This is a genomic window from Streptomyces viridosporus T7A, assembly GCF_008704515.1.
Taxonomy (GTDB): Bacteria; Actinomycetota; Actinomycetes; order Streptomycetales; family Streptomycetaceae; genus Streptomyces; species Streptomyces viridosporus.
The window spans coordinates 2,116,959-2,136,849 of sequence record NZ_CP023700.1 but is presented as its reverse complement, the minus strand read 5'-3'; the positions used below and the strand labels follow the sequence as shown (position 1 = coordinate 2,136,849).

Here is a 19,891-nt window from a genome sequence, read left to right as displayed (position 1 = left end):
GACCGTTTGCGAACGCCTACGAGGTTATACGCCCTGGCTGACCGAGCTCATGTTGAAATCGGGGACGCGCAGCGCCGGCATGGCCGCCCTGGTGAACCAGTCGCCCCACTCCCGGGGCAGCGTCTTCTCCGTGCGCCCCGCCTCCGTGACCCGGCCCAGCAGGTCCACCGGCGACTCGTTGAACCGGAAGTTGTTGACCTCGCCGGTCACCTCGCCGTTCTCGACGAGGTAGACGCCGTCCCGGGTGAGACCGGTGAGCAGCAGGGTCGCCGGGTCGACCTCGCGGATGTACCACAGGCAGGTCAGCAGCAGCCCGCGCCCGGTGGCCGCCACCATCTCCTCGAGGGAGCGGTCCTCGCCCCCGTCGAGGATCAGGTTGTCGATCCCCGGTGCCACGGGCAGCCCGGTCAGGTCCGCGCTGTGCCGGCTGGTGGTCAGACGGTTCAGCTCGCCCTCGCGGATCCACTCCGTGGCCGCCAGCGGCAGCCCGTTGTCGAACACCGACTGGTCGCCGCCGGAGGAGTGCGCGATCACGAAGGGCGCCGACTCCAGACCCGGCGCGCCCGGGTCGCTGCGCAGGGTCAGCGGCAGCCCGGTCAGCCGCTCGCCGATCCGGGTGCCGCCGCCCGGCTGGGAGAACACCGTGCGCCCCTCGGCCGCGTCCCGGCCCGAGGCCGACCACAGCTGGTAGATCAGCAGGTCCGCCACGGCGGTCGGCGGCAGCAGCGTCTCGTACCGGCCCGCGGGCAGCTCCAGGCGCCGCTTCGCCCAGCCGAGCCGTACGGCCAGCTCGGCGTCGAGCGACGCCGGGTCCACGTCCTTGAAGTCCCGCGTGGCCCGGCCCGCCCACGCCGAGCGGGTACGGTCCGGCGACTTGGCGTTCAGCTCCAGCGTCCCGTTCGGCTGGTCGTGCCGCAGCCGCAGCCCCGTCGACGTCCCCAGGTAGCTGGAGACCATCTCGTGGTTGGCGAAGCCGTACAGCTCCCGGCCGCCCGCACGGGCGCGGGCGAACGCCTCGCCGAGCGCCGGCGCGAAGTCGGCGAACACGGCCGAGGACGTCTCGGCCGGCGCTTCAGTGAACCCGGGCGACGGCGCCACGCCCGTGACCAGCGGCCGGGCGTCCTCGGCCGGTCCCGCCCCCCGCGCGGCGGCCTCGGCCGCCCGCACCACGGGCTCCAGCTCGTCCACGGTCACCGCGGACCGGGACACCACCCCGGAGGCGGTGCCCTGCGCGCCGTCCACCGTGGCGACCACGGTGAGGGTGCGCCCGCGCGTGACCCCGTTCGTGGTCAGCGCGTTGCCCGCCCAGCGCAGGTTGGCGGTGGAGTGCTCGTCGGCGATCACGACGCAGCCGTCGGCCCGGGACAGCTCCAGGGCCCGCTCGACGACCTCGTGCGGCTTGGTGGTGCGCGCGCTCATCGACCGGCCTCCTGCGTGGTGTCGAGGCTGTGCTTTCCCGGGGGGCGACCCCCGGACCCCCGGCCGAACCCGGTGCTGGCGCTCATCGACCGGCCTCCTGCGTCGTGTTGAGGATGTTGACTCCCTTGAAGAGGGCGGACGGGCAGCCGTGCGAGACCGCCGCCACCTGCCCCGGCTGGGCCTTGCCGCAGTTGAAGGCACCGCCCAGGACGTACGTCTGCGGACCGCCGACCGCGGCCATGGAACCCCAGAAGTCGGTGGTCGTCGCCTGGTAGGCGACGTCCCGCAGCTGCCCCGCGAGCCGCCCGTTCTCGATCCGGTAGAAGCGCTGCCCGGTGAACTGGAAGTTGTACCGCTGCATGTCGATGCTCCACGACCGGTCGCCGACGACGTAGATGCCCCGGTCCACGCCCCCGATCAGGTCCTCCGTCGACAACCCGGCGGGATCCGGCCGCAACGACACGTTGGCCATGCGCTGCACCGGCACATGGGCGGGGGAGTCCGCGAACGCGCACCCGTTGGACCGCTCGAACCCGGTGAGCCGCGCGATCCGCCGGTCCAGCTGGTAGCCGACCAGCGTGCCGTCCTTCACCAGGTCCCAGGACTGCGCCTCGACGCCCTCGTCGTCGTAGCCGACGGTCGCCAGGCCGTGCTCGGCGGTGCGGTCGCCGGTGACGTTCATCGCCTCCGAGCCGTACCTCAGCTTTCCGAGCTGGTCGAAGGTGGCGAAGGAGGTCCCGGCGTAGGCCGCCTCGTAGCCGAGCGCGCGGTCCAGCTCGGTGGCGTGCCCGATGGACTCGTGGATGGTCAGCCACAGGTTGGAGGGATCGACGACCAGGTCGTACAGTCCCGGCTCGACGCTCGGCGCCCGCATCTTCTCGGCGAGCAGCTCCGGGATCCGCTCCAGCTCGTCGTCCCAGTCCCAGCCGGTGCCCCCCAGGTACTCCCAGCCGCGGCCGACGGGCGGGGCGAGGGTGCGCATGGAGTCGAACTCCCCGCTGGAGTCGTCCACCGACACGGCCGTGAACACCGGGTGCAGCCGGACGCGCTGCTGGGTGGTCACGGTCCCGGCGGTGTCGGCGTAGAACTTGTTCTCGTGCACGGTGAGCAGCGAGGCGTCCACGTGGTCCACCCCGTTCGCCGCCAGCAGCCGCGCGCTCCACTCGGCCAGCAGCCCGGCCTTCTCCTCGTCGGGCACGGTGAACGGGTCGATCCCGTACGACGACACCCAGGTCCGGTCGGCGTGCACCGGCTCGTCGGCCAGTTCCACCCTCTCCTCGGACCCCGCGGCCCGGATCACCTCGGCGGACAGCTTCGCCATCGCCACCGCCTGCGAGGCGACCTTGGCGGCGGCGTCGAGGGTCAGGTCCACCCCGGAGGCGAAGCCCCACGTCCCGCCGTGCACCACGCGCACCGCGTACCCGAGGTCGGTGGTGTCCGACGACCCGGCGGGCCTGGCGTCCCGGAACCGCCAGGACGCGTTGCGCACCCGCTCCAGGCGGAAGTCCGCGTGCTCCGCCCCGAGCGCCCGCGCGCGGGCCAGCGCGGCGTCGGCGAGGGGGCGCAGGGGGAGGGCGAGGAACGACTGATCGACTTCATGGGGCATGAAGGAGATCTCCCTGATGCTCGGCGAGAGCGGCGTCTTCACCGCACCGAGCAGTGAACCACGGCGAGCGAAGTGCCGGGACGGCCATCGGTCCTGCCTGCCGGCGAGCCCTGGCCACCGCCCCGGCCCCGCACACGGCCCGTCCCGTGCAGGGCGACGCGGTCGGAGCACGGGGGGTGCGTCGGCCCGACGACCCGGCTGCCGAGCCGGGAGGGAGGAAGGGAGGGGGGGAGCCGGCGCTGTGGGACCTGCTCGCGCCGGGTGGGCCTCACCGCGCCTTTCGTGAGCAAGCGGATCCGAAGGCATGTTTCCCAACAGGGAGTTGAGGGACAGATTCCGCAACACCCATCGATTGCCGCCCCGTTGTGCGAACAGGAACATGTCGGTGCCGGGCGGTAGTGTGATGGGCTGCCGGGTGTTGACGGTCAACTCCCGTGCGTGCGGCAGCCTGTGGAGGCGTGTGTGGTCGGTCCGCTGGTATCGGTGGGGACGCTTCCCTGCAAGGAGATCCGGGAGGTCGTGGAGCGGCTGGTGAAGGCCGGCTGGGAGCTGCGGGCCGAGGGGCACAAGGCCACGCTCTACTGCCCCTGCGAGGGTCAGTGCACCACCATCCCGGTGCCGGGCACGCCGAGGAACGCGGGATCGGCCGCGCGCCGGATCGAGCGGCGCGCGAAGCTCTGCCCGCTCCCGCCGGACGACCCGCGCCGTACGCGTCGCAGTGGTGTTGTCGTTTGACAACAGGAGTTCGGTGGAAGAAGGTGTAGCAGGGGGTGGCGAGCCCCGGCGGAAGGCACATGAGCCGGGTGGGAGGACCGCTACCAGGGGGGATGGGGCTGCTGTGGCGTGTGTCGAGTATGAGTTCCAGTTCGTGGTGGACGGCGTCGGCGTGGACGACGAAGCAGTGGTCGACGTGGTGCACGAGGAGTTCGACGGCCTGCTGACCAGGCACCGGGACCGGCACCTGCTGGACGTGTCCGAGACGGGGGCGAACACCATCGACGCGGCGCACCGCATCGTCGTGCGCCTGCGCAGGGCGCTGCCCGGTCTGCGGCTGCTCCGGATCGACCCGGACCTGGTCGGCGTCTCCGACATCGCCGAGCGCACCGGGCGCACGCGGCAGAACGTGCAGCAGTGGGTCAACGGGGAACGCCGGGCCGGCAAGGAGCGGTTCCCCGCACCGGAAGGGGTGGCCGGCCGCTCTCCCGTATGGCGGTGGGGTGATGTGAACGCCTGGCTCGCCGGGATCGGCGAGGGCGACGGCGTGCACGTCCCGACGCGGGAGGAGGCCCTGCAGATCGACTACCTGCTGCCGCACTGGCGGCGTACCCTGGACGACGGTCTGCCGCTGGTCAACGTGGTGGCCGCCGCTGAGTACGACGAGTACGGCGAGGGCCGCGGGGCCGTCAGGAAGCTGCTGGAGGGGACGCTGGCGGTGCCCGGCGTCCTGGAGTCGATCTCTGCCTTCCCCCGACTGGAACAGCAGCGGCTGACGGTGGTGTGCGCGGTGCTGACCGACCGTCTGGACAGTGTCGTCAGCCGGATCGGACACGACGAGACCTGGGCGGTGCTGGCCTTCGTGGGGCCGAACGGCGAACTGCACCTGCAGCCCCTCGGCACGCGCGAGGCGCAGGGCACGGTCCCGCTGTCGCGCCTGGGGCTCGGCCCCGACGCGACCGTCGGAGACCTGCTCCTCGTGCAGACCAACGGGCCGGACCGCCCCGTCGCCCCCATGACACCCGTGGGCCTGGACTGATCCCTCGCGGTCGCCTGCCCGTCACCGGCTGTCGGTGGTGGACGCCTTCCGCCGGCAGCGGGCCACGGAGCCGCTCGCCACCGGCACGCTCGGTTTCGTGGAGACCGTACGAACCCCGGACCTCATGGGGCACTTCCCGAAGGCGGGGGAGGACCTGGACGCCCGGACCACCGAGATCCTCCTCACCCGGGAGGCGCGTGGCGGGGCGGCCCTGCTGGTCGGCCGGCTGGGGGCGCCGGACGCGATCCACGGGGCCGGCGCACGGTCCCCGCGGGACGACCCGACCGCCGCGGTGACCTGCGACCGCAGGACGCCGGAGACGGCTCGCGCCGAAGGGCCGCCCGCCCGCACGCCGGGCGCGGCGGACTGATCGGAGCCGTCCCGACGGACGCGCCGACTGTAGGAACCCGACAGGAGGCCCCGGGAGGCACTGTCGGTGCCCGAATGTCCTCCGGTGCATCCGGACCGATAGGTTCTCAAGGAAGCCGCCTGTCGTCGTCGCCCGTCCTCCGGGCGTTCGGGCGGGGTACGAAACCGCTATCGAAAGGGTGATCCGTTGAGCCGCTCGGTTCTCGTCACCGGAGGCAACCGGGGCATCGGCCTCGCCATCGCCCGCGCGTTCGCCGAAGCCGGCGACAAGGTCGCCATCACGTACCGCTCGGGGGAGCCGCCGGCCGCCCTGGCGGAGCTGGGCTGCCTGGCCGTCAAGTGCGACATCACCGACAGCGAGCAGGTGGAGCAGGCCTACAAGGAGGTCGAGGAGGCGCACGGCCCCGTCGAGGTCCTCGTGGCCAACGCCGGCGTCAACAAGGACCAGCTGCTGATGCGGATGTCGGAGGAGGACTTCACCTCCGTCGTCGACACCAACCTCACCGGCACCTTCCGTGTCGTCAAGCGCGCCAACCGCGGCATGCTGCGGGCCAAGAAGGGCCGCGTCGTGCTGATCTCCTCGGTGGTCGGACTGCTCGGTTCCGCGGGGCAGGCGAACTACGCCGCCTCCAAGGCCGCCCTGGTCGGCTTCGCGCGCTCCCTCGCCCGTGAGCTGGGCTCGCGCAACATCACCTTCAACGTCGTCGCGCCCGGTTTCGTCGACACCGACATGACCCGGGAGCTCACCGAGGAGCAGCAGACGAAGATCCTCGCGCAGGTGCCGCTCGCCCGGTACGCGCAGCCGGAGGAGATCGCCGCGACGGTGCGGTTCCTCGCCTCGGACGAAGCCTCGTACATCACTGGAGCCGTCATCCCCGTTGACGGCGGACTGGGAATGGGTCACTGAACACCATGAGCGGAATCCTCGAGGGCAAGCGCGTCCTGATCACCGGTGTGCTGATGGAGTCCTCCATCGCCTTCCACACCGCCAAGCTGGCACAGGAGCAGGGCGCCGAGATCATCCTGACCGCGTTCCCGCGGCCCACCCTGACCGAGCGCATCGCCAAGAAGCTGCCCAAGCCGGCCAAGGTCATCGAGCTCGACGTCACCAACGACGAGCACCTCGGCCGCCTGGCCGACCTCGTCGGCGAGGAGCTGGGCGGCCTCGACGGCGTCGTGCACTCCATCGGCTTCGCGCCGCAGGACGCGCTCGGCGGCAACTTCCTGAACACGCCGTTCGAGTCGGTCGCCACGGCCATGCACGTCTCGGCGTTCTCCCTGAAGTCGCTGACCATGGCCTGCCTGCCGCTGATGCAGAACGGCGGCTCCGTCGTCGGCCTCACCTTCGACGCGCAGTACGCCTGGCCGCAGTACGACTGGATGGGCCCGGCCAAGGCCGCCCTGGAGGCGACCAGCCGCTACATGGCCCGCGACCTGGGCAAGCAGAACATCCGCTGCAACCTGATCTCGGCGGGTCCGATCGGTTCCATGGCCGCCAAGTCCATCCCGGGCTTCAGCGAGCTGGCCTCCGTGTGGGACACCCGTGCCCCGCTGGAGTGGGACCTGAAGGACCCGGAGCCGGCCGGCCGCGGCGTCGTCGCCCTGCTGAGCGACTGGTTCCCGAAGACCACCGGCGAGATCGTCCACGTCGACGGAGGCCTGCACGCCATCGGCGCGTGAGCGCGGCCGACCCGGCCCGAGGGCCGTCCGGGGCCCGCACCCCCCACGGGGTGCGGGCCCCGGGCGCATCACCCGTTCGGCTCAGCAGCGCGGGCGGGCCGGGACGTCGGCAGGGCACCGTGGAGAAACGCGTCCGTCGCGTGATCCCCTCCCCAGCACGGCCGAGGAGGTCTCCCTGTGCGCCTGTCCCGCCTGATCCCGACGGCCGCGGCCGTCGCCTTCGTGTTCGTCCTGCCGTACGAGGCGGTGGCGCACGCACGCGCGTACCTCGCCGAGGCGCAGTCCGACGATCCGTTCGGCGCCGCCTGCCGGGTCCGCGTCGACGGCTCCCAGGTGACCGCCTACTGCCACAACCCCTATCCGGACACCGATCACGTCAGCCTGCACGTCGAGTGCGTCCACTGGTGGGACCTCGACAGCGACGGTGCCCCGGTGGCCGCGGGGCCCGCGCAGACCGTCCAGCTGACCGGACGCTGCTGGAAGGAGGTCCGAACGGCGTGGGTCACCCACCGGAGGGGGGACTGAGCCGTCCGCCGCCGGCCGGCCCGGGCCGCCCCGGCCGGCACGCCAGCGGATAGGCGGCGGCCTCCTCGGCCGCCGTCGCCCCGTCGCCCGCGCGGATCGCGTCCACCAGCCGACCGTGGTCCATGCGCGTCTCCGGAGTCAGCTCCCGGCCCACGTCGCCGCGCAGCCAGTCCCGCAGCACCTCGCCCAGATCCGCGTACATCGCGGTCATCACGTCGTTGTGCGAGGCGGCCACGACGGCCAGGTGGAACGTCGCGTCCGCCGCCACGAACGCCTCCGCCTCACCCGACTCCCAGGCCTCCTCGCGGCGCAGCAGCAGCGCGTCGAGCTGCTTGAGGTCCTTCTCCGTGCGCCGCTCGGCGGCCAGCCGCGCCGCGGCCGACTCCAGGGTGGCGCGGAGCTCGGCGATGTGCCGGGGGTCGGCGCCGGCGAAGCGGCGGTGCATCACGCCGGCCAGTTCGCTCGTGGCCGCCACGTAGGTGCCCGAACCCTGGCGGATGTCCAGCAGCCCGTTGTGCGCGAGCGCGCGGACGGCCTCACGGACCGTGTTGCGGGCGACCCCCAGTCGCTCGACCAGCTCCGGCTCGGTGGGGATGCGCGAGCCGACCGGCCATTCGCCCGAGGTGATCTGGGCCCGCAGTGCGGCGATGACCTGCTCGGACAGTGCCGAACGGCGAGGATGACTCAAAGGCATGGTCCACCTTCGCACGACGGGGGTGCCGGACGGCGACCTGGACAGCGGCCATAAATCATCCCATGATTCTATGATGGGCTTCATGCCCACCGAGGAGACCCGGACGCACGAGTCCACGACCGTACGCGCCCAGACCAGGCCCGACACCCCGAAGACCCGGGGCGCCGGGCCGCGCGCGTGGACCACGCGGCTGCTGGTCGCCGGCATCGTGCTGGCCGCGCTGAACCTCCGCCCCGCCATCACCAGCCTGGGCGCGCTGCTCGAGGAGGTCCGCGACGGGTTCGGCATGAGCGGCAGCGTGGCCGGGCTGCTCACCTCGGTGCCCCCGCTGTGCTTCGCCGTCTTCGGCGTCACCGCGCCCCGGCTGGCCCGGCGCTTCGGCACCGGCGCGGTGGTCTGCGCCGGCATGGCCGCCATCGCCACCGGCCTGCTGGTCCGCCCGTTCACGGGCGGCACCGCGGGCTTCCTGACCGCCACCGCCCTCGCGCTGATGGGCATCGCCGTCAGCAACGTCCTGATGCCGGTCGTCGTCAAGCGCCACTTCCCCGACCGGGTCGGTGCCATGACCGGCCTGTACTCGATGGCCCTGGCCCTGGGCACCGCCGCGGCGGCCGCGGTGACCGTGCCGCTGACCGACGCCGTGGGCGGTGACTGGCGCTCGGGCCTCGCCCTGTGGGCGGCCCTCGCGGTCGCCGCCGTGCTGCCCTGGCTCCCGTTCGTACGGGAGCGGGACGCGGCACCGGCCGAGCGGGCCCCCGGTGAGCGGGCGCGCGGGGAGGCACCCGGGCGCGCGGAGGCGTCCGCGGCGCCCGCGGCGGCGCCCGCGCTGCGCATCACGCGCAGCCGTACCGCCTGGGCGCTGGCCGTCTTCTTCGGGCTCCAGGCGACCGTCGCCTACATCACCATGGGCTGGATGCCGCAGATCTTCCGGGACGCGGGCGTGCCCGCGGACACGGCCGGACTGCTGCTGGCGGTCATCATGGTGATGGGCGTGCCGCTGGCCTTCGTCATACCGCGCCTCGCCGCGCGGCTGCCCCACCAGGGGCCGATCGTGCTGGTGGTGGGGGCGAGCGGCCTCGCCGGATACGCCGGCCTGTACTTCGCACCGGCCGCCGGCGCCTGGGCCTGGGTGCTGCTGCTGGGCATCGCCAACTGCGCCTTCCCGTTGGCGCTGACCCTGGTCGGGATGCGGGCCGGGACCGGCGCGGGCGTGGCCCAGCTGTCGGCCTTCGCGCAGAGCGCCGGCTACCTGATCTCCATCCCGGGACCGCTCCTGGTGGGCGTGCTCTACCAGCACAGCGGCGGCTGGGGGCTGCCGATCGCGCTGATGGCCGGCCTGATGGTCCCGCAGACGATCGTGGGCGTCCTGGCGGGCCGGGCCCGCACGGTGGAGGAGGAGGCGGCCCACTGACCCCTCCGACCCCGGAGCCCGCCGCGGGGGAGAAAGATGCGAGACTTGCCCCATGCCAGTCCTCGACCCGAATCCGCAGAACGGCCAGAAGAAGATGCTGCTCGTCTTCGGGGCCTTCTTCGCCATCTTCATCGTCATCGGGGTGATCGCGACCTTCCTCGCGCCGTGACGGCCCGCGCCGCCCCGTCCGGGCGGCCGTGGTGGTGCCGGCCCCCCTGTCCCCTAGGGGGCCAGGCTCAGGGTCAAGTGGGTGGGTCACCGGATGGGTTGGCGCCCGGGGAGTCCGTACCGTCGAGATGTGGCCGCGAGAGCGGGCCACGGACCACTCGAAGGACGGAGACCTCCCATGTCGGCGCCCACGCACACCCGGCTCCACCCGGCCCCCCGGGGCGGTGCCGACACCAGGCTGCCGTGGTGGGCCCTCGCCCTGCCCGTGCTCGCCTTCGTCACGCTGCTGGCCCTGGTCCTGAACCCCTCCGACGCCCCCGCGGCCGCGGGGGAGCCCGCGCTCACCCACCTCGTGGAGCGCGCCCAGCAGCTCATAACCGGCTGAACACCCCGGAAGCTGCCGTCAACTCCCTGCGCCCCGTGGCCTGTTTCGTGCGAAGCTGGGTTCCATGAGCGTCGCAGAACCCCGCAGGATTGTCCTTTTCCGGCATGCGAAAGCCGACTGGCCCCCGGTGGCCGACCATGAGCGCCCGCTCGCCGAGCGGGGCCGCATGGATGCCGCGGTCGCCGGACGCAAGCTCGCCGACACCGGCATCGCCTTCGACCTGGCCCTGTGCTCCACCGCGGTCCGGACCCGGGAGACCTGGAAGCTCGCGGTCCAGGAGTTCCCGCAGCGACCGAAGACCGTCTACGAGGAGCGGATCTACGAGGCTTCGCCCGGCGAGCTGATCGCCCTGCTCAACGAAACCCCCGACGACGCGCAGAACGTCCTCCTGGTCGGCCACAACCCGGGCGTCCAGGGACTCGCCGACATCCTGGCCGGCGCGGCCGAGGGCGACGCCCGCGAGCGGATGAGCCGCAGGGGCTACCCGGCCGCCGCTTTCGCCGTCCTGTCCTTCACCGGCCCCTGGAAGACCCTGGAGCCCGGTGTCGCCACGCTGCTCGACTACTGGGCGCCGACCGAGTGACACCCCCGGCACGACGGCGGGAGCCCGGCCCTCCCCGGACGCGGGGGAGCCGGGCCCCTGCCCGTGACGTGACCGGGCGGCTCAGTCCCCGCCGGGTGTGTCGGCCGCCTCGACCTCCTCGCGGGTGACGCCCAGCAGGTACAGGACCGTGTCGAGGAAGGGGACGTTCACCGCGGTGTGGGCCGCCTGGCGCACCACCGGTTTGGCGTTGAAGGCGACCCCGAGACCCGCCGCGTTGAGCATGTCCAGATCGTTGGCGCCGTCACCGATCGCCACGGTCTGCGACAGCGGCACCCCCGCCTCGGTCGCGAACCGGCGCAGCAGCCGGGCCTTGCCCGCCCGGTCCACGATCTCGCCGGTGACCCGGCCGGTCAGCTTCCCGTCGACGATCTCCAGGGTGTTCGCCTGGGCGAAGTCCAGTCCCAGCCGGTCCTTCAGGTCGTCCGTGACCTGGGTGAACCCACCGGACACCACGCCGACTTGGTAGCCGAGCCGCTTCAGCGTACGGATCAGGGTGCGGGCGCCCGGCGTCAGCCGCACCTCGCTGCGCACCTTGTCCACCACGGAGGCGTCCAGCCCCTCCAGCAGCGCCACCCGCGCGTGCAGCGACTGCTCGAAGTCCAGCTCCCCGCGCATCGCCGCCGCCGTCACCTCGGCGACCTCGTCCTCGCAGCCGGCGTGCGCGGCGAAGAGCTCGATCACCTCGTCCTGGATGAGGGTCGAGTCCACGTCCATGACGACCAGGCGCTGCGCCCTCCGGTACAGCCCCGCCGCGACCACGGCGATGTCGACCCCGAGCCGGGCCGCGTCGGTCACCAGCGCGGTGCGCAGTGGCTCCGTCTCCACTCCGGACACCGCGAACTCCACCGCGGTCACCGGGTACTTGGCGAGCCGGAAGATGCGGTCGATGTTGCCGCCGGCCTTGGTGATCCGTGCGGCGATCGCCGCCGTCGCCTCCGAGGTGAGGGGGTGGCCCAGCACGGTGACCAGGGAACGGCCGAGCCCGCGCGGCCGGTTGTCGCCGATGCCGGAGATGATCTCCGCCTGCATCTTCATCGAGTCCGCCCAGTTGTGGACGGTCGCCCGCAGGTCCCCTTCCAGCCCCCGGGGCGGCTCGGTCACGAGCGCGCAGAGCACGATGCGGCCACGGGTGACGACCTGCTCGATGTCGACCACGTCGACCGAGTAGGCGGCGAGGGTGTCGAAGAGGCCGGCCGTGATGCCCGGCCTGTCCTTGCCGAAGATCTTGACGAGCAGGGTGGGGAGCTCGGAGGTCTGCGATGCGCTCATGGTGTTACCACCGTATCCGGCACCCCGTGCCCAGCGCCCCCGAGGTCCGTCTGACGGACAGCGAACACCGGGCGTCGCCGAGGTGTCCCGGACCTTGCGTCCGCCGCCCCGCCGGCAGCCGCTGCCCGTCGCCCGCGCCTGCGCACGCGCCGTCGTCCCCGTCCGGCCCCGGGATCAGCGCCCCTCGTCCGGCCCGCGCGGCGCCGGGGGAGGCGGCGGAGGCGGCGGCACCTCCTGCGGCCACCACGGCGACCGCTCTGTGCCGCGCGCCCCGTCGCGTGGCCCGAGACCCCGTCCGGGCCCGTGCCGGAGCGGTCCGACGGGACCGATCACGGTGGGTGTGCCATGGACGTCGTCGGGCCCGTCGCGGTCACCGGGAGCCCGCGGACCGCCGGTAGGCCGCGCGTCCTCGGGGGGCCGCGCGTCCTCCGGAGGCCGTGACCTCCGCGGATCACGCGACTCCTGTTGCTCACGCGACTCCTGCGGCATCCGCAGGTACGGATTGGTGTCCGGGTTCGGTGGCCGGTACGGAGCACCCGGCGCGTACGGCCCGCGCACCGCGGCGGACCGCGCCCCCTGCTCCCGGTGCCCGAAGTCCTCCGCGGGCCCCGGCCGCCCGGCCCCCTCGACCCCTTCAGCCCCCTCGGCCCCCTCGGTTTTCCTGTCACCCCGTGCCAAGGGCGCCGCCCGCCACCCCGCGGTCCCGCTCGCCCGGGCCAGCAGCGCCCCCACCGCACCCGCTCCCGCGCCCCAGACGGCGCCCAGCAGGAGTGCCGTGCCGAGGCGACCGCGCAGTGCGATGCCGGCGCCGAACGCGTCGAGGCCGAGGACGGACAGCGAGGCGTCCGCGGACACCTCCGTCAGCAGGGCCGACAACGGCAGCGCCAGAGCCGTCACGACGCCCAGCCGCAGCGCGCACCGCGCTGCGAGGCCGGCCGTTCCCGGAGTCTGCGCCGCCGGGCGCCCCACCGGCGTCCGTCCCACCGGCGTGCGCACCGCCGTCAGGACCCCCGCCAGCAGCATCACCGACGCGGCCGCCACCCCCAGCAGCCACACCCGCCCGTCGAGCTCGGCCAGCCGTCCCAGCGTGACGGGCCGGTCGGAGCCGACCCCCAGGAGGTCGTCCAAGGGGCTGGGAAGCACCTGCAGCAGAGCCCCGCTCGCCCGTCCGTCCCACGGTACGAACAGACCGACCGACAGACCGAGTCCCACCCCGTTCGGCGCCCCCAGCAGCGCCGCTCCGGCGATCCGCCGGGGATGGTCGTCGCCGATCGCCGCGTACCCCGCCGCGGCGAGCCCCGCCGCCACCGCCACCAGCCCCACCGCGACGAGGGCGGACACGGCCGGCCGGACGGCCCGGTGCACGGCGTCCCAGCCGCGCGGCAGGGGAGCGCGGCGGGACGCCAGCAGCGCGACGAGCAGGACACCGGCCGACCAGCAGAGGCCGCCGAGCAGCGTCGGCCCCGTGTCGACGGTGAACCCGACCGTCGCCTCCGCGTCGACGAGGTCCCCGATCCGGTCCGGCAGCAGCCCCCCGACGTCACCGAGGTCGCCCAGCCCCGGTATCCCGCCCCCGCCCGGCAGGCCGTCCAGCCCCAGCGAGCCGCCGTCGAGGGTGACGACGTCGTGCCCGGCCCAGGCCAGTCCGCCCGCCATCGCGACGGACAGCGCCACCACGGTGCCCGCGCGCGCGAGGAGTTCGCTCCCGCGGACCACGGCCCCGGCCGCCCGCAGGGACCGCAGGAAGAAGTACGCCAGCAGCAGCGCGCCCACCAGGCTCACGCCCAGCGGCGTGACGTCGACGGCCGTGTCGGCCTCCGCCCCGAACAGCCCGAAGGCGGACACGTCACCGGACGGCGTGACCGATCCCCCCGCTCCCAGCGCCACCACCGCCGCGGTCATCGTGCCCAGGGAACCCGCCGAGTCCGCGTCCAGCAGGTGCAGCCCGAGCGCGGCGGTCCCCGCCATCCCGATCAGCGCCCAGCTCACCGCGGCGACCGCGGACATGACGACGTCCGCCCACGGCGTGCGCGCACCGCGCTCCGCGGCTCCGGCGCTCGTGGCAGCACCCATGGCAGACCCCCCGATCCGCGGCGCGGCGGCCGCGCCCGTCCCCCTCGCGTGGTTTACCACTCTCCGGGTCGATTTCAACCCCGGCGGCGGAGACGGTGGACGCGTTGGTGCGCGGTCGTGACAAGGCCCGGCTTCCGGTCCGCGGACCGAGCCTGAAATAGTTCCCCCCGATGTTCGACATCCCTAGACTCCCTGCGACGGGGGAAATTCGGGGGACAACTCAGTGGGGCATGGAGTGCCGGAACTCGTACTGGAATCAAACGGACGGACCTGGACGCTCGATCCGTCGAGGTCCTACACCCTCGGACGCGATCCGCAGGGGGACGTCGTGCTGGAGGACGCCAGGGTCTCCTGGCGCCACGCCACGATCAGCTTCAACGGCCGCAGTTGGGTCGTCGAGGACCACGGCAGCACCAACGGCACGTTCGTGCAGGGACAGCGGATCCACCACCTGGAGTGCAGCTCCGACACGGCGCTGAACCTGGGCAACGCCAACGACGGGCCCCGGGTGACGCTGTCCGGCGTCGCGGCCCCGGCCGCCGCGCCGCAGCAGCCGTACGCGGCCCAGGGGGCGGCCCCGGGCTGGGCCCAGCAGGCACCGCCGCAGCAGGTACCGCCGCAGCAGCCCGCCGCGCAGGCGGGCTGGCAGCAGCACGCGGCGCCGCAGCCGTCCGTGCCGCACATCCCGCCGCAGCAGGGCCCCGGTGGTGGCGCGGGGGCGCCGCCGGTCTACGGCGACCGCAGCCCCACCACGTTCCACCAGTTCTCGTTCGGCCGCGTGATGCGCATCGGCCGTGCCCTGGAGAACGACCTGGTCGTCTCCGACCTCCAGGTGTCCCGCAACCACGCCGAGTTCCACTCGACGCCCGACGGCCGCATGGAGATCCGCGACCTGGGCTCGCACAACGGCACGTACGTCAACGGCCAGCCGATCGCCAAGGGCGGCTCGCAACTGCTCGGCCCCACCGACATCGTGGGCGTCGGCCACTCGACGTTCCGGATCGTCGGCGACCGGCTCGAGGAGTTCGTCGACACCGGTGAGGTGTCCTTCTCCGCCCGCCATCTGACCGTCACGGTCGACGGCGGCAAGCAGATCCTCAAGGACGTCTCCTTCGGCGTCCCGGAGAAGTCGCTGATCGCGGTCATCGGCCCGTCCGGCTCCGGCAAGTCGACCCTGCTCAAGGCGCTCACCGGCTACCGGCCCGCCGACCAGGGCGAGGTCCTCTACGACAACCGGAACCTCTACAAGCAGTTCGCCGAGCTGCGTCAGCGCATCGGTCTGGTCCCGCAGGACGACATCCTGCACAAGGAGCTGACCGTCAAGAAGGCCCTGAAGTACGCGGCCAAGCTCCGCTTCCCGGCCGACACCACGGCCGCCGAGCGCGAGGCCCGGATCGACGAGGTGCTGCGCGAGCTGAAGCTGGACATCCACAAGGAGAAGAAGGTCACCTCCCTCTCCGGCGGCCAGCGCAAGCGCGTCTCGGTGGCCCTGGAGCTGCTCACCAAGCCGTCGCTGATCTTCCTGGACGAGCCGACCTCCGGTCTCGACCCGGGCATGGACCGCGACGTCATGCAGTTGCTGCGCGCTCTGGCCGACGACGGCCGCACGGTCCTCGTCGTCACCCACTCGGTGGCCGAGCTGGCGCTGTGCGACAAGCTCCTGGTGATGGCGCCCGGCGGATCCGTCGCCTACTTCGGCCCGCCCGAGGAGGCGCTGAACTTCTTCGGCTACGACACCTGGGCCGACGTCTTCTCCGCCTTCGAGAACTACCGGGACTACGACTGGGCGGGCCGCTGGAAGGGCTCGCAGCACTACCAGATGTACGCCGCGGACATCGACGCCGTCGCGCCGCAGTCCGTACAGGTCCCGGCGATGCAGGCGATGAGGCCGCCGAAGCCGCAGGGCTGGATGTCGCAGTTCGCCACGCTGGTGCGCCGCTACCTCTCGGTGATCGTCTCCGACAAGGGCTTCCTCGCCCTGATGGTGATCCTGCCGGCCGTGCTCGGGGCGGTCAGCCTGCTGATCGACGCGGACAAGGGGCTGCTGCCCAATCCGCCCCACCCGCAGACCGGCCGGATCGTCCCGAACGGCACGGCGACCACGGTCCTGCTGATCCTCGCGGTCGGCGCCTGCTTCGCGGGTGCCGCGAACTCCGTGCGCGAGCTGATCAAGGAGCGGGTCATCTACGAGCGGGAGCGCGCCACCGGCCTGTCCCGCTCGGCGTACCTGATGTCCAAGGTGTTCGTGCTGGGCATGATCACCGTGCTGCAGGGCCTGCTGGTCGGTGTGATCGGCTTCTCCAGCCGGGAGATCCCCGAGGAGGGCCTGGTCCTCGGCGGGTTCACGCTGCTGGAGCTCTCCCTGCCGATCATGGCGCTCGGCTTCACCTCGATGATGTTCGGCCTGATCATCTCCTCGCTGGTGAAGACCGCCGAGAAGACCATGCCGCTGCTGGTCATGTTCGCGATCATCCAGGTCGTCTTCACCGGCTGCCTCTTCACCCTGCACGGCTCGATAGGCGTCAACCAGTTCTCGTTCCTGATGCCGTCGCGCTGGGCGGTCGCCGCCTCCGGTGCCACGCTGGACTTCAACCGGATCAGCCCGCCGGAGACGGCCGGCGACACCGACCCGCTGTGGGAGCACACGGTCGGCGCCTGGGTCATGGACATGGGCGCGCTCGTCGCCCTCGGCGTGGTCTGCGGCTTCTTCGTGGCCCGCTTCCTGCGCCGGCACGAGCCCGAGGTCATGCGCAAGTAGGCACCGCCGTACGGCCCGAAGGGCGGCACCCTGTCAGGAGGGTGCCGCCCTTCGGTGTTCGTGTGCGTCGGGAAGAGGTCCGCGCCGACCTCAGTACGCGCTGTAGACGTTGTCCATGGAACCGTAGCGGTCGGCCGCGTAGTTGCAGGCGGCGGTGATGTTGGCGACCGGGTCGTAGATGTTCTTCGACGTGCCCGGCACGTGGTACGCCTCGAACGTCGGCGGGATCACCTGCAGCAGGCCCTTGGACGGGATGCCGTTGCGGGCGTTGATGTCCCAGAGGTTGATCGCGTGCGGGTTGCCCGAGGACTCCCGGATGATGTTGCGGTGGATGCCCTCGTAGGAGCCCGGGATGCCGTGCTTCTTCATGATGGACATGGCCTCGCGGATCCAGCCGTCCAGGTTGTTGCCGTAGGTCTTCGGGGCGGCCTTCTGCACCTCGGCGCGCTCGGCGGCACGGCTGGCGGCCTCCTCGGCCCGGCGGGCCTCCTCGGCCTTCTCCTTCGCGGCGGCCGCGGCGGCCTTCCGCTCGGCGGCGGCCTGGGCCGCGGCCTCCCTCTCCGCCTCGAACTTCGCGTCGATCTTCTCGATCTTCAGGTCGGCACCGGCCGCCGGGCCGGTGATGCCGGCCGTGACGCCCTTGATCGGCTCGGTGCTGTACGCCACCTTCGCGGTGGGCGCGGCGACCTCGCTCGTGGTGCTCGTCGACGCGTTGCTCGGCACCGCCGAGAAACCGATGGCGGCGGCGCCGAGGGCGGCGACACCGGCAGCGGCGATCTTGTGGTGGCGGTTCAGGGCAAGGCTATGACCACGGGTGAGGAAGTTCTTCGACATACGGAATGGACCTCTTCGAATAGCGCGGAGGTCGCCCGACGTGCCGGTGGGGGGGACGGGAATGCTTCCGGCAGAACGCCGCGGGCGGGACCCGCGGCGTTGAGCGACGGCAGCCATTCTTAGCGGTCGCAAAATGGCGAGGCAAAGATGTGACGTACGAAGTCGGGTAGTGGATCACGGATGGGCGAATCGGGCATATGGGACTGTATAAGCCGCTTATATGACCGGTATCGTGCTCCTAACCCGGTTCGTACGTGATGTGCGCCCTATGCGAGGCCTCACACCGCCCATCCGCGTTTCTCACTCGTGGTTGCTGGAGCAATGCGGTGTGTGAGGGGCTTCCTCCGGCAGCACCAGGTGGACGTCCCCGAACTCGTGCCACAGGTAGCGCCCGTGCAGCGCCTCCTCGTACCCGCGGTCGACCGCCGCCCGCCCCGCGACCGCCTCCAGCATCAGCAGGTGCGAGGCCTCCGGTTCGTGCAGCCCGGTCAGCAGCCCGTCCACCACCCGCACCCCGCGCTCCGGCGTCACCACCAGATCGGTCCATCCCGCACGGGCCCGCACCACCCCGTCCGCCCCGGCCGCCGACTCCACCGCCCGCACGGCCGTCGTCCCCACCGCGATCACCCGGCCGCCCCCCGCCCGCACCGCGCCGACCAGCCGGGCCGACGCCTCCGGCACCACGAACCGCTCCGGGTACGGCGGCTCGTGCGCCTCCGCCGACGCCACCCCGGCGTGCAGCACGACCGGCGCGAACTGCACCCCGCGGCTCACCAGCTCCGCCACCATCCGCGCCGTGAACGGGCGCCCCGCACTCGGCATCTCCGCGCTGCCCGTCCCCTCCGGCGACGGCAGCGCGAACACCGTCTGGTACGCCGACAACGGCTGGTCCCGCTCCGTGTAGGCGTACCGGATGGGCCGCCCGTGCTCCCGCAGCACCCCGGGCACGTCCCGCGACACGCGCGCCCACCACAGCCGCTCCCCCCGCGCGCTCAGCGGCTCCTCCAGCACCAGCCGCGCACCCCCGACCAGCCGCACCTCCGTCCCCGCGGGCCCGCCCGCCCGGCCCCCACCACCGCCCCCGCGAGGGGCGCCCGGCTCCCCGCCCCGACCGCGCGCACGCGTGGTGCCGCGTCCGTCGGGGTCCCGCAGCTCGACCGCCCACCGGCCGTCGTCACCGCGGGTGGAGAAATGCACCACCACACGGGTGTGCCCGATCCACCCGTCGACGGCCGCCGCCAGCGTGGGCGAGGTGTTCACCACCAGCAGGTCCCCGGCCCGCAGCAGCCACGGCAGCTCCACGAAGGCGTGGTGCGACACCGCCGTGCCCCGGGACACCAGCAGCCGCACCGAGTCCCGGTCGAGACCGGGCCCCCGCTGCTCGACCGGCACCCGCGCCGACAGCTCCTCCGGCACCCGGACGGCCAGCGTCACCGCCCCTCCTCCAGCAGCGCCGGAGCCGCGTAGCGACCGCTCGCCGGCCGCTCGTCCAGCAGCCGCAGGAAGGCCGGCACCACACGGGCCGGCTCCGGCCGCGGCGCGTCGTCGTCCGGCACGGCCGCCGCGTACAGGTCCGTCGCCATGTCCCCGGGGTCGACCGCCCACACCCGCAGCCCCGGCTCCTCCACGGCCAGCACCGCCGCCAGGTGGTCCAGCGCCGCCTTGGACGCCCCGTACCCGCCCCAGGTCTCGTAGGCCTCGGCGCCGGCGTCCGAGCTCACCGCGATCACCGTGCCCGCCCGCGAGGCCCGCAGCCGCGGAAGCGCCTCCTGCACCAGGCCCAGCGCCGCCACCAGGTTCACCTCCAGCGCCCGCCGCAGACCGTCCAGGGACAGCTCCTCCAGGCGCACCAGCGGCTCGGCGCCCAGCGCGCTCGCGTTGTGCACCAGCAGATCGACCCCGCCCAGCCGCTCCGCCGCGGCCACCAGCTCCGCGCGGTGCCCGGCGTCCGTGACGTCCCCGGGCAGCGCGACCACGCGCGTGCCGTGCGCGGACACCGCCCCGGCCGCCTCCGCCAGGGGGACCGCCCCCCGCGCGTCGAGCACCAGGTCCCAGCCGCGCGCGGCCAGCGCCCCGGCCAGCGCCTCTCCCAGTCCCTTCGAGGCTCCCGTGATGATCGCCACCGGCATGACATGCCCCCTTGTCGTGAACGCCGTCCGATCGGCGTGATCACACCGTAGGGACGCCGCCGCCCGCACCGCCTCGGACGCCGGACGCAGGCGGCCGGGTCCCTTCGCCCTACGCCGCCGACCCGAGGACCCCGCTCCCCGGGGTCCCGGGAGGCCCCCGGGGGTCCTAGGACCCGCGACCCGGGGCACGGCCGCCGCGGGCCCGATCCGGCCG

General features: G+C 73.1%; 19 protein-coding genes. 11 read left to right on the top strand and 8 right to left on the bottom strand.

Annotated elements, in window-relative coordinates; all coding sequences use genetic code 11:
* Positions 1-24 precede the first annotated feature (24 nt).
* Both CP969_RS10055 and CP969_RS10050 read right to left on the bottom strand, forming a co-directional pair.
* Positions 25-1,419: a metallopeptidase TldD-related protein gene (locus CP969_RS10055; protein WP_016826874.1), complete on the bottom strand. Its 1,395-nt coding sequence runs from the start codon at positions 1,417-1,419 to the stop codon at positions 25-27.
* 82 nt (positions 1,420-1,501) lie between these two features.
* Positions 1,502-3,025 (bottom strand): TldD/PmbA family protein, encoded by a 1,524-nt coding sequence (locus CP969_RS10050; protein ID WP_016826875.1) that lies wholly within the window; start codon positions 3,023-3,025, stop codon positions 1,502-1,504.
* Positions 3,026-3,508: 483 nt separating this feature from the next.
* Between CP969_RS10050 and CP969_RS10045 the strand changes: the two genes are divergently transcribed.
* The 6 genes from CP969_RS10045 to CP969_RS10020 all read left to right on the top strand — a co-directional run bounded on the left by CP969_RS10045 (position 3,509) and on the right by CP969_RS10020 (position 7,352).
* Complete coding sequence (locus tag CP969_RS10045; RefSeq protein ID WP_223887068.1) at positions 3,509-3,760, top strand: type II toxin-antitoxin system HicA family toxin; 252 nt, start codon at positions 3,509-3,511, stop codon at positions 3,758-3,760.
* A 103-nt stretch (positions 3,761-3,863) separates the two neighbouring features.
* Positions 3,864-4,778, top strand: a complete 915-nt coding sequence (locus CP969_RS10040) for a helix-turn-helix transcriptional regulator (protein WP_016826877.1) — start codon at positions 3,864-3,866, stop codon at positions 4,776-4,778.
* A 34-nt stretch (positions 4,779-4,812) separates the two neighbouring features.
* Complete coding sequence (locus CP969_RS10035) at positions 4,813-5,148, top strand: hypothetical protein (RefSeq protein WP_004989908.1); 336 nt, start codon at positions 4,813-4,815, stop codon at positions 5,146-5,148.
* A 186-nt stretch (positions 5,149-5,334) separates the two neighbouring features.
* On the top strand, positions 5,335-6,054 hold the full coding sequence (gene fabG / locus CP969_RS10030; RefSeq protein WP_004989911.1) for a 3-oxoacyl-[acyl-carrier-protein] reductase: 720 nt from the start codon (positions 5,335-5,337) through the stop codon (positions 6,052-6,054).
* A 5-nt stretch (positions 6,055-6,059) separates the two neighbouring features.
* Entirely contained in the window at positions 6,060-6,827 is a 768-nt protein-coding gene (gene fabI, locus CP969_RS10025) for an enoyl-ACP reductase FabI (RefSeq protein ID WP_016826878.1), read from the top strand.
* Between the two features lie 177 nt (positions 6,828-7,004).
* Positions 7,005-7,352, top strand: coding sequence for a hypothetical protein (locus tag CP969_RS10020; protein ID WP_016826879.1), 348 nt, complete (start codon positions 7,005-7,007; stop codon positions 7,350-7,352).
* On the opposite strand, the gene CP969_RS10015 is transcribed toward CP969_RS10020, so the two are convergent.
* Complete coding sequence (locus CP969_RS10015) at positions 7,330-8,046, bottom strand: FadR/GntR family transcriptional regulator (protein ID WP_026085304.1); 717 nt, start codon at positions 8,044-8,046, stop codon at positions 7,330-7,332. The two genes, CP969_RS10020 and CP969_RS10015, sit on opposite strands and share 23 nt — an antisense overlap.
* Before the next feature lie 82 nt (positions 8,047-8,128).
* Here CP969_RS10015 and CP969_RS10010 point away from each other — a divergent pair, with 82 nt between their 5' ends.
* The 4 genes from CP969_RS10010 to CP969_RS09995 all read left to right on the top strand — a co-directional run bounded on the left by CP969_RS10010 (position 8,129) and on the right by CP969_RS09995 (position 10,593).
* Positions 8,129-9,457 (top strand): CynX/NimT family MFS transporter, encoded by a 1,329-nt coding sequence (locus tag CP969_RS10010; RefSeq protein ID WP_399474450.1) that lies wholly within the window; start codon positions 8,129-8,131, stop codon positions 9,455-9,457.
* A gap of 52 nt (positions 9,458-9,509) precedes the next feature.
* Positions 9,510-9,626: an SGM_5486 family transporter-associated protein gene (locus CP969_RS34235; protein WP_004989916.1), complete on the top strand. Its 117-nt coding sequence runs from the start codon at positions 9,510-9,512 to the stop codon at positions 9,624-9,626.
* Between the two features lie 177 nt (positions 9,627-9,803).
* Positions 9,804-10,010: a hypothetical protein gene (locus tag CP969_RS10000; RefSeq protein WP_016826882.1), complete on the top strand. Its 207-nt coding sequence runs from the start codon at positions 9,804-9,806 to the stop codon at positions 10,008-10,010.
* Positions 10,011-10,074: 64 nt separating this feature from the next.
* Entirely contained in the window at positions 10,075-10,593 is a 519-nt protein-coding gene (locus tag CP969_RS09995; protein ID WP_004989920.1) for a SixA phosphatase family protein, read from the top strand.
* Positions 10,594-10,674: 81 nt separating this feature from the next.
* Here CP969_RS09995 and serB read toward each other — a convergent pair whose 3' ends face one another.
* Complete coding sequence (gene serB, locus CP969_RS09990) at positions 10,675-11,883, bottom strand: phosphoserine phosphatase SerB (RefSeq protein ID WP_004989923.1); 1,209 nt, start codon at positions 11,881-11,883, stop codon at positions 10,675-10,677.
* A gap of 174 nt (positions 11,884-12,057) precedes the next feature.
* The gene (locus tag CP969_RS09985; RefSeq protein WP_016826884.1) at positions 12,058-13,956 is read right to left on the bottom strand and encodes a streptophobe family protein; all 1,899 of its coding nucleotides are present in this window, start codon (positions 13,954-13,956) and stop codon (positions 12,058-12,060) included.
* Positions 13,957-14,191: 235 nt separating this feature from the next.
* Here CP969_RS09985 and CP969_RS09980 point away from each other — a divergent pair, with 235 nt between their 5' ends.
* Entirely contained in the window at positions 14,192-16,714 is a 2,523-nt protein-coding gene (locus tag CP969_RS09980; protein ID WP_016826885.1) for an ABC transporter ATP-binding protein/permease, read from the top strand.
* A gap of 90 nt (positions 16,715-16,804) precedes the next feature.
* Here CP969_RS09980 and CP969_RS09975 read toward each other — a convergent pair whose 3' ends face one another.
* From CP969_RS09975 to CP969_RS09965, 3 genes are all read right to left on the bottom strand, one after another.
* On the bottom strand, positions 16,805-17,548 hold the full coding sequence (locus CP969_RS09975; protein ID WP_004989935.1) for a transglycosylase SLT domain-containing protein: 744 nt from the start codon (positions 17,546-17,548) through the stop codon (positions 16,805-16,807).
* 300 nt (positions 17,549-17,848) lie between these two features.
* Positions 17,849-18,982 (bottom strand): S-adenosylmethionine:tRNA ribosyltransferase-isomerase, encoded by a 1,134-nt coding sequence (locus CP969_RS09970; RefSeq protein ID WP_004989936.1) that lies wholly within the window; start codon positions 18,980-18,982, stop codon positions 17,849-17,851.
* A complete protein-coding gene (locus tag CP969_RS09965; protein WP_004989937.1) occupies positions 18,979-19,677 on the bottom strand; it encodes an SDR family NAD(P)-dependent oxidoreductase in 699 nt (232 codons plus the stop codon). The genes CP969_RS09970 and CP969_RS09965 overlap by 4 nt, the downstream gene beginning before the upstream one ends.
* Between the last annotated feature and the right edge of the window lie 214 nt (positions 19,678-19,891).

Coding starts and splice junctions, on each gene's coding strand:
- CP969_RS10055 (WP_016826874.1), bottom strand. CDS start 1,419: ATGAGCGCGCGCACCACCAAGCCGCACGAGGTCGTCGAGCGGGCCCTG.
- CP969_RS09965 (WP_004989937.1), bottom strand. CDS start 19,677: ATGCCGGTGGCGATCATCACGGGAGCCTCGAAGGGACTGGGAGAGGCG.
- CP969_RS10015 (WP_026085304.1), bottom strand. CDS start 8,046: ATGCCTTTGAGTCATCCTCGCCGTTCGGCACTGTCCGAGCAGGTCATC.
- serB (WP_004989923.1), bottom strand. CDS start 11,883: ATGAGCGCATCGCAGACCTCCGAGCTCCCCACCCTGCTCGTCAAGATC.
- CP969_RS09995 (WP_004989920.1), top strand. CDS start 10,075: ATGAGCGTCGCAGAACCCCGCAGGATTGTCCTTTTCCGGCATGCGAAA.
- CP969_RS09975 (WP_004989935.1), bottom strand. CDS start 17,548: ATGTCGAAGAACTTCCTCACCCGTGGTCATAGCCTTGCCCTGAACCGC.
- CP969_RS10000 (WP_016826882.1), top strand. CDS start 9,804: ATGTCGGCGCCCACGCACACCCGGCTCCACCCGGCCCCCCGGGGCGGT.
- CP969_RS10050 (WP_016826875.1), bottom strand. CDS start 3,025: ATGCCCCATGAAGTCGATCAGTCGTTCCTCGCCCTCCCCCTGCGCCCC.
- fabI (WP_016826878.1), top strand. CDS start 6,060: ATGAGCGGAATCCTCGAGGGCAAGCGCGTCCTGATCACCGGTGTGCTG.
- CP969_RS09985 (WP_016826884.1), bottom strand. CDS start 13,956: ATGGGTGCTGCCACGAGCGCCGGAGCCGCGGAGCGCGGTGCGCGCACG.
- CP969_RS34235 (WP_004989916.1), top strand. CDS start 9,510: ATGCCAGTCCTCGACCCGAATCCGCAGAACGGCCAGAAGAAGATGCTG.
- CP969_RS10010 (WP_399474450.1), top strand. CDS start 8,129: ATGCCCACCGAGGAGACCCGGACGCACGAGTCCACGACCGTACGCGCC.